6 protein-coding genes are annotated in these 5091 nt (G+C 64.8%); all 6 read right to left on the reverse strand.

The genetic code is table 11. The features are described 5' to 3' along the window. A partial coding sequence (locus tag WA317_RS11040) for a 2Fe-2S iron-sulfur cluster-binding protein (protein ID WP_425173064.1) occupies positions 1–637 on the reverse strand: 637 nt, incomplete at its 3' end. 9 nt (positions 638–646) lie between these two features. Next, positions 647–1981 (reverse strand): NADH-quinone oxidoreductase subunit NuoF, encoded by a 1335-nt coding sequence (gene nuoF, locus WA317_RS11045; RefSeq protein WP_425173065.1) that lies wholly within the window; start codon positions 1979–1981, stop codon positions 647–649. Continuing rightward, on the reverse strand, positions 1981–2772 hold the full coding sequence (nuoE, locus tag WA317_RS11050) for an NADH-quinone oxidoreductase subunit NuoE (RefSeq protein WP_425173066.1): 792 nt from the start codon (positions 2770–2772) through the stop codon (positions 1981–1983). Before nuoE ends, nuoF begins: the two co-directional genes overlap by 1 nt. Continuing rightward, entirely contained in the window at positions 2769–4100 is a 1332-nt protein-coding gene (gene nuoD, locus WA317_RS11055; protein WP_425173067.1) for an NADH dehydrogenase (quinone) subunit D, read from the reverse strand. The genes nuoE and nuoD overlap by 4 nt, the downstream gene beginning before the upstream one ends. Further along, on the reverse strand, positions 4100–4807 hold the full coding sequence (locus tag WA317_RS11060; RefSeq protein WP_425173068.1) for an NADH-quinone oxidoreductase subunit C: 708 nt from the start codon (positions 4805–4807) through the stop codon (positions 4100–4102). The genes nuoD and WA317_RS11060 overlap by 1 nt, the downstream gene beginning before the upstream one ends. After that, on the reverse strand, positions 4804–5091 hold a 288-nt coding region (locus WA317_RS11065), incomplete at its 5' end, for an NADH-quinone oxidoreductase subunit B (RefSeq protein ID WP_425173069.1). The genes WA317_RS11060 and WA317_RS11065, both read right to left, overlap by 4 nt.

The raw sequence follows: 5091 nt of genomic DNA on the forward strand, positions 1-5091 counted from the left end.
CGGAGAAGTAAGAGTCGAACGGTTCGTTGGCGTAGATCCCGACTTGCTGCAGCGCCCCGCGCTCCAGCATCTCGATGAACGGGTCACCGGCGATCTGTGCGGAGAACCGGGTGCAGCGGGCGCACAACACGCACCGCTCCCGGTCGAGCAGCACCTGCGAGGAGATATTGATCGGCTTGGTGAAGGTGCGCTTCTCGTCGGTGAAGCGGGATTCGGCGCGGCCGTTGGACATCGCCTGGTTCTGCAGCGGGCACTCGCCGCCTTTGTCGCACATCGGGCAGTCCAGCGGATGGTTGATCAGCAGCATCTCCATCACGCCCTGCTGGGCTTTGTCCGCGACCCCTGAGGTGAGCTGAGTCTTCACCACCATGTCGTCGGCAACCGGTGTCGTGCACGACGCCATCGGCTTGCGCTGGCCCTCGATCTCCACGATGCATTGCCGGCAGGCGCCGACCGGGTCGAGCAGCGGGTGGTCGCAGAACCGCGGGATCTGCACACCGATCAGCTCCGCCGCGCGGATCACCAGCGTCCCCTTCGGCACGCTGACCTCGACACCGTCGATGGTCAGCGTCACCAGATCCGGCGGCACTTCCTCGCCGTACTCCTCCGATCGGGGCACATCAGAAATGCTCGTCATGTGAAGCGGTCAGGCCTTTCCGTTTGCCGTGAGCATGGACTCCCGGGGGTCGAACGGGCAGCCGCCCCCTTCGACATGGGCGACGTACTCATCGCGGAAGTACTTGAGCGACGAGATCACCGGCATCGCCGCGCCGTCGCCCAGCGCGCAGAACGACTTGCCTTGGATGTTGTCGGCGATGTCGGCCAGCTTCTCGAGGTCTTCCATGGCGCCCTTGCCGGTTTCCAGCCGCTCGTAGATCAGCTCCAGCCAGTAGGTGCCTTCCCGGCACGGGGTGCACTTGCCGCAGGACTCGTGCTGGTAGAACTCGGTCCAGCGCCGCACTGCGCGCACCACGCAGGTGGTCTCGTCGAAGATCTCCAGCGCTTTGGTGCCCAGCATCGACCCAGCCGCGCCGACGGCCTCGTAGTCCAGCGGAACGTCAAGGTGCTCCTCGGTGAGCAGCGGAGTCGACGACCCGCCGGGCGTCCAGAATTTCAGCCGGTGCCCTTCCCGCACTCCGCCGGCGTACTCCAGCAATTCGCGCAGCGTGATGCCCAACGGCGCCTCGTACTGGCCGGGTTTCGTGACGTGGCCGGACAGCGAGTACAGGTTGAAGCCGGGCGATTTCTCGGTGCCCATCGAGCGGAACCAGTCCACCCCGTTGAGCACGATCGGCGGCACGCTGGCGATGGTTTCGACGTTGTTGATCACCGTCGGGCACGCGTAGAGTCCCGACACCGCCGGGAACGGCGGGCGAAGGCGGGGCTGGCCGCGCCGGCCCTCCAGCGAGTCCAGCATTGCGGTTTCCTCGCCGCAGATGTAGGCGCCCGCTCCGGCGTGAACGATGAGTTCCAGGTCGTAGCCGGAACCGGCGATGTCGCGACCGAGGTATCCGGCTTCGTACGCTTCGGCCACCGCGTGCCGCAGCCGCCGCAGCACCGGCACCACTTCGCCGCGGATGTAGATGAACGCGGTGTTGGCGCGGATCGCGTAGGCGGCAATGATGCTGCCTTCGACCAGAAAGTGTGGTGTGACGAACATCAGCGGTACGTCTTTGCAGGTTCCGGGTTCGGATTCGTCGGCGTTGACGACGAGGTAGTGCGGCTTGGCGGCCGGCCCCTCGTCGCCCTGCGGGATGAAACCCCACTTGGTGCCGGTGGAGAATCCGGCGCCGCCGCGTCCGCGCAGCCCGGAATCTTTCACGGTTTGCAGCACCGCGTCGGGGCCCATCTCCAGGGCTTTCTCCAACCCCTTGTAGCCGTCATTGCGGCGGTAGGTCTCCAGCGTCCAAGACTGCGGGTCATCCCAGTAGCGGCTGAACACCGGAGTCAACGGCGTGCTCTGCACCGAAGAAGAAGTCATCACTCACCTTTCCCGGACGGTGTCGCGTCGGGGGGCGGTGCCTGCATGTCGTGCTCCTGTGCAACACGCAGACCGGCCAAGGTGGCTGCGCCGGCACCGCCCTGACCTTCGTCGGCGCGTGGGTCGGGGAAGCCGGCGAGAATCCGTTCGGTTTCCCGGAAGTTGCACAGCGGCGAACCGCGGGTCGGCTTCGGCATGTCACCGGAGCGCAAGCCGTCGACGAGTGCGCGCGCCGACTCCGGCGTCTGGTTATCGAAGAACTCCCAATTGACCATCACCACCGGCGCGTAGTCACAGGCGGCATTGCACTCGACGTGCTGCAGCGTCACCTTGCCGTCTTCGGTGGTCTCGTCGTTGTCGATACCGAGATGGTCTTTGAGCGATTCGAAAATATGGTCGCCGCCCATGATCGCGCACAGGGTGTTGGTGCAGACGCCGACGAGATAGTCGCCGGTGGGTCCGCGGCGGTACATCGAGTAGAAGCTGGCCACCGCGGCCACTTCCGCTCCGGTCAGCCCGAGCTGGGCTCCGCAAAACTCCAGACCCGCCGGCGTGAGGTAGCCGTCTTCCGCCTGCACCAGGTGCAGCAGCGGCAGCAACGCCGAGCGCTGGTTGGGGTAGTGGTCGATGATCTCCTTGGCATCGACCTCCAGCCGCGCCAGAACGTCGTCCGAGTAGGACTGCGGTGCGCCGTCGACGACGAACTGCCCGGGCTCTTCCGGCGGCGGGCCGAGTTGGATGAACACCCGCTCGCCTGAAGAGCCGACGGCGGGAGCCTGCGCTTCGGTCATCGGTCGACCCCGCCCATCAACGGGTCGATACTGGCGACCGCGGCGATCACGTCGGCGACCATTCCGCCTTCGCACATCGCGGCGACCGCTTGCAGATTGGTGAACGAGGGATCGCGGTAATGCACCCGGTAGGGGCGGGTACCGCCGTCGCTGACCATGTGCACGCCGAGTTCGCCGCGGGGCGACTCCACCGCGGTGTAGACCTGGCCTGCCGGAACGCGGATGCCCTCGGTGACCAACTTGAAGTGGTGGATCAGCGCTTCCATAGAGGTACCCATGATCTTGGCGATGTGCTTTTCCGAGTTACCCAAGCCGTCAGGGCCGACTGTGAGATCGGCGGGCCAGGCGATCTTGCGGTCTTCGACCATGATCGGTCCGGGCTTCAACTTCTCCAGGCACTGCTCGACGATCTTCAGCGACTCTCTCATCTCTTTGACGCGAATAATGTAGCGCCCGTACGCATCACAGCTGTCGTCGGTGATCACGTCGAATTCGTAGTTCTCGTATCCGCAGTACGGTGCGGCCCGCCGCAGGTCGTGGGGCAGACCGGTCGAGCGCAGGATCGGGCCGGTGATACCCAGTGCCATGCAGCCGGTGAGGTCCAGGTAAGCGATGCCCTGGGTGCGGGCCTTCCAGATGTAGTTCTCGTTGAGCAGGTTCTCCAGGTCGCGCAGCCGGTGCCTCATCAGGTCCAGGAATTCGCGGATCTCGTTGACCGCGTTGGGCGGTAGGTCCTGGGCCAATCCACCGGGCCGGATATAGCCGTGGTTCATCCGCAACCCGGTGATCAACTCGAAGATGTTGAGGACCAGCTCACGCTCCCGGAAGCCGAGGAACATCGCGGTCATCGCGCCCAGCTCCATGCCACCGGTGGCCAGCGCGACCAGGTGCGACGACACCCGGTTCAGTTCCATCATCATCACGCGGATCACATTCACCCGCTCGGGGATCTGGTCGGTGATCCCGAGCAGCTTCTCTACGCCGAGGCAGTACGCCGTCTCGTTGAAAAACGGTGAGAGATAATCCATTCGGGTGACGAACGTGACGCCCTGGGTCCAATACCGGTATTCGAGGTTCTTCTCGATCCCGGTGTGCAGGTAGCCGATGCCGCAGCGGGCTTCGGTGACCGTTTCGCCCTCGATCTCCAGGATCAACCGCAGCACACCGTGGGTCGACGGGTGCTGAGGCCCCATGTTGACGACGATGCGCTCGCCCGGGTCGCCGCTGCGGGCGGCCTCGACGATCTGCTCCCAGTCCTGACCGACGACGGCGATGACAGTTTCGGGGCCGCCGCCCTGATCGGCTGGTCTGCTAGTGGTTTCGCTCATCAGTTGTAAGCTCTCCGCTCGTCCGGCGGGGGGATCTGGGCGCCCTTGTATTCGACCGGGATGCCGCCGAGCGGGTAGTCCTTGCGTTGGGGATGTCCGTGCCAGTCGTCAGGCATTTGAATACGGCTCAACGACGGGTGACCGTCGAAGATGATCCCGAAGAAGTCGTAGGTCTCACGTTCATGCCAGTCGTTGGTGGGGTAGAGGGTGAACAGCGACGGGATGTGCGGATCGTCATCGGGCGCAGACACTTCCAGCCGGATGCTGCGGCCGTGGGTGATTGACCTGAATTGGTACACCGCGTGGAGTTCCCGGCCCGAGTCGTGCGGGTAGTGAACGCCGCTGACGCCCAGGCACAATTCGAAGCGCAGCTTGGGATCATCACGCAACCGCCCCGCGACGTCCGGCAACCGCTCACGGCGCACATGCAGGGTCAGTTCGTCGCGGTGAATCACGACTTTTTCGATGGCGTCGGAGTACAACACCTCGACGCGCCCCAGCGCTGCTCCGACTTCATCGACGAGTTCGTCGAAGTAGCCACCGTAAGGCCGCGGGCTGCTACCGGGAAGCGTGACTTCCCGGACCAGTCGCCCGTAACCGGACGTGTCGCCGGTGTCGTAGACGCCGAACATTCCGTGCCGAATGTCGATTACTTCGTCGGTTGGGCGGCGTACCGCTTCCTTCGGGTCCTGCTCCGGCGAACTCATCGCAGCAGTCCGCGCATCTCGATAGTCGGCCGGGCCGCCAGCGCCGCCTCTTCGGCCTCGGCGACGGCGCGCTCCCGGTTGACGCCCAGCGGCATCTCCTGAATCTTCTCGTGCAGCTTCAGGATTGAGTACAGCAACATCTCCGGCCGCGGTGGGCAGCCCGGCAGGTAGATGTCGACCGGGACGATGTGGTCAACACCCTGGACCACCGCGTAATTGTTGAACATTCCACCCGACGAGGCGCACACGCCCATCGCCAGCACCCATTTCGGTTCGGCCATCTG

This window comes from Mycobacterium sp. (assembly GCF_049802695.1).
Classification (GTDB): Bacteria; Actinomycetota; Actinomycetes; order Mycobacteriales; family Mycobacteriaceae; genus Mycobacterium.

Bases quoted from the DNA above. Each gene is read 5' to 3' on its own strand.
- nuoF (WP_425173065.1), bottom strand. From the start codon at position 1,981: ATGACTTCTTCTTCGGTGCAGAGCACGCCGTTGACTCCGGTGTTCAGC.
- nuoE (WP_425173066.1), bottom strand. From the start codon at position 2,772: ATGACCGAAGCGCAGGCTCCCGCCGTCGGCTCTTCAGGCGAGCGGGTG.
- nuoD (WP_425173067.1), bottom strand. From the start codon at position 4,100: ATGAGCGAAACCACTAGCAGACCAGCCGATCAGGGCGGCGGCCCCGAA.
- WA317_RS11060 (WP_425173068.1), bottom strand. From the start codon at position 4,807: ATGAGTTCGCCGGAGCAGGACCCGAAGGAAGCGGTACGCCGCCCAACC.